Source organism: Fibrobacter sp. (genome assembly GCA_024399065.1).
Taxonomy (GTDB): Bacteria; Fibrobacterota; Fibrobacteria; order Fibrobacterales; family Fibrobacteraceae; genus Fibrobacter.
The window spans coordinates 1-1,895 of sequence record JAKSIB010000085.1 but is presented as its reverse complement, the minus strand read 5'-3'; the positions used below and the strand labels follow the sequence as shown (position 1 = coordinate 1,895).

4 protein-coding genes are annotated in these 1,895 nt (G+C 51.5%); all 4 read right to left on the bottom strand.

What is annotated here, in order from left to right:
• The coding region (gene rplW, locus MJZ25_16530; GenBank protein MCQ2125775.1) for a 50S ribosomal protein L23 at positions 1-279 on the bottom strand (279 nt) is incomplete at its 3' end.
• Complete coding sequence (rplD, locus tag MJZ25_16525; GenBank protein MCQ2125774.1) at positions 279-899, bottom strand: 50S ribosomal protein L4; 621 nt, start codon at positions 897-899, stop codon at positions 279-281. The genes rplD and rplW, both read right to left, overlap by 1 nt.
• Positions 899-1,516 carry a 50S ribosomal protein L3 gene (gene rplC, locus MJZ25_16520; protein ID MCQ2125773.1) on the bottom strand — a complete coding sequence of 206 codons (618 nt, stop codon included), beginning with the start codon at positions 1,514-1,516 and terminating at the stop codon, positions 899-901. Before rplC ends, rplD begins: the two co-directional genes overlap by 1 nt.
• A gap of 5 nt (positions 1,517-1,521) precedes the next feature.
• Positions 1,522-1,830 carry a 30S ribosomal protein S10 gene (gene rpsJ / locus MJZ25_16515; GenBank protein MCQ2125772.1) on the bottom strand — a complete coding sequence of 103 codons (309 nt, stop codon included), beginning with the start codon at positions 1,828-1,830 and terminating at the stop codon, positions 1,522-1,524.
• Positions 1,831-1,895 lie beyond the last annotated feature (65 nt).

Below are 1,895 nucleotides of genomic sequence, written 5' to 3'. Positions count from 1 at the left end.
CTGACCGGCCTTCAAAGTGATGTAGGCCTTCTTCCAGTTGGACTTCTTGCCAGCAGCCATGCCCATGCGCATGCGCTTGAGCTTACCACGGTTGATCAAGGTATTGACGGATTCAACCTGAACGTTGAAACGCTTTTCAATAGCGGACTTGATATCTTCCTTAGAGGCGGACTTGGCAACCTTGAAAACGTACTTCTTCACATCCTTAGAAGCAACCATGATCTTGGCAGTTTCTTCGGTGATGTGCGGAGCAACCAGAATTTCGTGAATTTCAGCCATTAGCGGCCTCCTTCAAGTTCTGCAAGAGCAGCCTGAGAGATGACGACGTTGTTAGCACGGACGACATCATAAGTGTTGACATCGGCAACGCGTGCGCAACGGCACCAAGGAATGTTGTTGGAGGACAGGTAGAGGTTAGCGTCCTTTTCGCTCACGATGAAGAGAGCGTTGCGCTGTTCCAAACCAGCCTTAACGAGAACGGAGAGGAGATCCTTAGTCTTCGGAGCAGCGAAGCTGAGAGCTTCGAACACCATCACCTTGCCTTCAGCAGCCTTAGCAGCAAGAGCAGAGTGGAAAGCGATCTTCTTGACCTTCTTGTTAACCTTTTCGAAGTAGTCATGAACCTTCGGGCCATGAGCCTTAGCACCACGAACCCAAACAGCAGAGGTGTTCTGACCAGAACGAGCACGACCGGTGCCCTTCTGCTTCCAAGGCTTCTGACCACCGCCGGAAACTTCGGACTTGGTCTTGGTCTTGGCATTGCCCTGACGCTGATTGTTCAAGATAGCCTTGATGTGCAAGTACATGCAGACCTTGTTGACTTCTGCATCGAACATTGCCGGGAGCTGAATATCATTCTTAAAATCGCCGGTAGCGGCGAAAAGCTTTGCAGATGCCATTAGTCTTTCCTCACCACGATAATGCTGTTCTTAGCACCCGGGACTGCGCCGCGGACGAAGATCAGGTTGCGGTCGCCATCAACTTTGACGACCTGGAGGTGCTTAACGGTAACCTTCTTGTTACCGAACTGGCCAGCCATGCGCTTACCCGGGAAAACACGACCCGGATAGGAGTGAGCGGAAGTACCACCCGGTTCACGCATATTGTGAGTACCGTGGGAACGAGGACCGCTGTGGAAGTTGTGGCGCTTGATGGTACCAGAGAAGCCGTGACCCTTGGAGATACCGGAAACGTTGACGACCTTAACGTCAGCGAAGTCGGCAGCACCGAATTCCTTGCCAACCGGCCAGGATTCGAGATCAGCGACATCAAATTCAGCGAGGTGTTCACGAACAGCAACGTCAGCCTTCTTAAAGTGGCCGATTTCTGCCTTATTGGCACGCTGTTCCTTCTTGAGACCAAAGCCGATCTGGACAGCAGTATAGCCGTCCTTCTCTTCTGTCTTGTGGGAAACAACCACGCACGGACCGGCTTCGAGAACCGTTACAGGAACGCATTCGCCCTGTTCCGTGAATACTTGGGTCATTCCCAATTTCTTTGCGAGAATACCGTTCATTGTTATTAAACCTTAATTTCGACTTCAACGCCTGCCGGCAAGTCAAGTTTCATGAGGGAATCTACAGTCTGCGGAGTAGCATCAAGGATGTCGATAAGACGCTTGTGCGTACGGGATTCGAACTGTTCACGAGAAGTCTTGTCAATATGCGGAGAGCGGAGCACCGTATACTTCTGGATCTTCGTCGGAAGAGGGATGGGGCCAGCAATGCGGGCACCAGTGTTCTTAGCTGTATTCACGATGTCTTGAGCAGAGCGGTCGATCATGCGATGATCGAAGCTCTTCAAGCGAATACGAATGCGTTCACCAGCCATTGTAAATTCCTTACTTGATGATTTCGGTTACGGAGCCAGCACCAACAGTACGGCCACCTTCGCGG